We start from the raw sequence: 2,502 nt of genomic DNA, 5'->3' as shown, positions 1-2,502 counted from the left end.
CTCGGCCAGATCAGCCCGATCGCCTACGAACAACGATCAACTACGCTGGCCACCGCCGCATGACAACCGGTGTCCACGATCAAGGGGAAAGCCCCATGTGTCACCCGCCCGCGAACGTGCCGCGGGCGGGTGACGATCCTGCTGGCTTATTCCGTGCCCAGCGCCAGGGCGTACATCGTGCCAGTGGACTGAGCGGGAGGACCGGACGGACCGGCCCTTCCGCGTTGATCAGTTGCAGGTCATGCTGACGGGTGCGTGGTCCGGGTCATTCCGGTAGCACAGGTGCTGCGGGGCCTTCAGGTCCAAGATGGAACCCTGCCACACGGTGCCCTGCCACAGAGCCTGCGGGGAACCGGAGTTCTCCAGCAGACGCGGGTAGCGCAGGACCTCCCAGGACGGGTACTTGTCCTTGTTCGTGTCGACGTCGAAGCCGGTGAAGTTCTTGTTCTTGTCGTCGTAACCGTGCGGGTGAATGTGGAACGTTGCGTTGATCCGGCCGAGATTCGCGTACTGCGAGCCCGGGACGTCCACGAACGAGTTGACCGCTGACACGTCCACCCGGATGCCGCCGTCACCGTAGGGCTCCGCCCAGTACTCGTTCTGCGGGGTCCGGTCGTCCTGGACCACCTTGGCGTGCTCGGTACGCACCAGAGGCTTGGCATTACGGCACGGCAGATCCCCGACACAGGACTGGTCGACGTAGATCCCGACCTGGCCCGTGGCGGTGTCCCAGGCGATGGCCACCTTGGAGCTGGCTTCGGGTTCGGTGCTCCACAGGCGGTGGTTGCCCAGGGAGTGGTTGACCGGGTTGCCGTCGTCGCCGATGTAGCCGCGCACCACGACGATGCCCCGGTCGGGGCCCTTGGGCAGCAGCGTGGCGCTCTCCTTCAGATCACCCGGGGCCGGGCTGCCCTGGAAGAACTGGGCATTCGCGCGGGGGATCAGCGGGTTCGCGGTCTCGTTCGACGACCACCGGATGGGGCCGTGCTCGAACATCTGGGTGACGCCCTCCTGCTGGAGTTCGTCGGTAATGGGGTAGCCGTACACCCCGCCTTCCCAGCCCGCCTGTCCCCAGCGCTGGCCGATGAGGCCTCAGACGGGGTGGACGCCGTTGGAGCGCGTGGGATGCCAGTAGAGCGAGCCGCCCTGGAACACCTGACGCTTCCCAGCGCCGTCAGGGAGGGACAGTTCGTCGCTGGTGGGGTAGCCGAGGGAGCCCTTCTCCCAGCCCATGGCGGCCCACTTGTCGCGGATGAGGCCCCAGATGGGGTGGAGGGTCTGTCAAACGAGCGGTGTAACTCAGGTTGTTGGAGTTACTGGCGTGCTGCGGAGAGGCGGCCGTCGAAGGTGATGTCGAAGGCGTTGAGTGCGGTCTTCCAGCGCATGGTCCAGCGGGCCTGGCCCTTGCCGGTGGGGTCCAGGGACATGATGGCCATGTAGACGCACTTCAAGGCGGCGGTCTCGTTCGGGAAGTGGCCGCGGGCCTTGACCGCCCGGCGGATCCTGGCGTTCACAGACTCGATCGCGTTCGTGGTGCAGACGATGCGACGGATCTCGGTGTCGAAGCGGAGGAACGGAGTGAACTCTTCCCAGGCGTTCTCCCAGAGCCGGACGATCGCCGGATACTTCTTGCCCCAGGCATCGGCGAAGTCGGCGAACCGCTCCAGTGCGGCTTCCTCGGTCGCCGCCGTATAGACGGGCTTGAGGACACGCGCGATCTTGTCCCAGTCCTGGCGGGCGGCATAGCGGAAGGAGTTCCGCAGCAGGTGGACCACGCACGTCTGGACGGTCGTTCGCGGCCAGACGGTCTCGACCGCGTCGGGAAGTCCCTTGAGCCCGTCACAGACGAGCATGAGGACGTCGTTCACTCCGCGATTCTTGATCTCGGTGAGGATGTGCATCCAGTGCTTGGCGCCCTCGCCGCCGTCGCCGACCCACAGCCCGAGGATATCCCGCCGACCCTCGGTCGTGACCGCCAAGGCCACATATATGGGCCTGTTGGCTACCGCGCCGTCGCGGATCTTCACGTGGATCGCGTCGATGAAGATCACCGGGTAGACAGCGTCGAGGGGCCGGTTCTGCCATTCGGCCATGCCTTCCATGACCTTGTCGGTGATGGTGGAGATCGTCTGGCGGGAGACTTCGGCTCCATAGACCTCGGCCAGGTGGGCCTGGACCTCACCGGTCGTCAGGCCCTTCGCGGACAGCGAGATCACCATCTCGTCCACGCCGGACAGACGCTTCTGCCGCTTGCGGACGATCTTCGGCTCGAAAGATCCGTCACGGTCACGGGGCACGGATATCTCCACCGGGCCGACGTCCGTGAGCACGGTTTTGCCACGGGTGCCGTTGCGGGAGTTCCCACCGTTCTTCCCGGCCGGGTCGTGCTTGTCATAGCCGAGGTGGCCGGTGATCTCGCCCTCGAGAGCCGACTCCAGCAGCCGCTTCGTCAGCTGCTGCAGCAGCCCGCCCTCACCGGTCAGCCGCAAGCCCTCGGCCTGA

At 65.9% G+C, this 2,502-nt stretch carries 3 protein-coding genes and 1 pseudogene; all 4 read right to left on the bottom strand.

Annotation, left to right across the window (positions count from 1 at the left end; all coding sequences use genetic code 11):
- Positions 1-228: 228 nt before the first annotated feature.
- Complete coding sequence (locus ACFVX4_RS41930) at positions 229-1,047, bottom strand: hypothetical protein (protein WP_389988733.1); 819 nt, start codon at positions 1,045-1,047, stop codon at positions 229-231.
- 45 nt (positions 1,048-1,092) lie between these two features.
- Entirely contained in the window at positions 1,093-1,233 is a 141-nt protein-coding gene (locus ACFVX4_RS41925) for an LGFP repeat-containing protein (protein WP_389988735.1), read from the bottom strand.
- Positions 1,216-1,272, bottom strand: a pseudogene (locus ACFVX4_RS41920) (hypothetical protein); the annotation flags it as partial. The pseudogene ACFVX4_RS41920 and the gene ACFVX4_RS41925, both read right to left, overlap by 18 nt.
- A 41-nt stretch (positions 1,273-1,313) precedes the next feature.
- A partial coding sequence (locus ACFVX4_RS41915) for an IS256 family transposase (RefSeq protein WP_389988730.1) occupies positions 1,314-2,502 on the bottom strand: 1,189 nt, incomplete at its 5' end.

The organism is Streptomyces sp. NPDC058240, assembly GCF_042882135.1.
GTDB lineage: Bacteria > Actinomycetota > Actinomycetes > Streptomycetales > Streptomycetaceae > Streptomyces.
Note: the sequence above shows the minus strand (reverse complement) of the source record. Positions and strands in the feature narration are given on the sequence as shown.

Excerpts from the sequence above, each read along its gene's own strand:
- ACFVX4_RS41925 (WP_389988735.1), bottom strand. The coding sequence starts at position 1,233 with ATGGGCTGGGAGAAGGGCTCCCTCGGCTACCCCACCAGCGACGAACTG.